The 267-nt window shown below is 36.3% G+C and carries 1 protein-coding gene; it reads left to right on the top strand.

Annotated elements, in window-relative coordinates; all coding sequences use genetic code 11:
* Positions 1-56 precede the first annotated feature (56 nt).
* The coding region (locus tag CBI42_RS11885) for a transcription termination/antitermination NusG family protein (protein WP_306425631.1) at positions 57-267 on the top strand (211 nt) is incomplete at its 3' end.

Consider the following 267-nt stretch of genomic DNA (forward strand, 5'->3'; position numbering starts at 1 on the left):
TGTCAGGTTTTTTTATTTGAACTCATTTAAGATGAATTTACGAAGGAGCAGAAAACATGGTCGAGTCAGCAGAAAAACAATGGTACGTATTGCATACTTATTCCGGATATGAAAACAAGGTTAAGATGAACCTTGATAGCCGAAAAGAATCAATGGGCATGCAGGATTACATTTTTAGAACAGTCGTTCCGGAACAAGAGGAACACGAAGTTAAAAATGGTAAAGACAAAGTCAAAATGGAAAAGGAATTTCCCGGATATGTTTTGG

Source organism: Streptococcus sp. KR (assembly GCF_002238115.1).
Taxonomy (GTDB): Bacteria; Bacillota; Bacilli; order Lactobacillales; family Streptococcaceae; genus Streptococcus.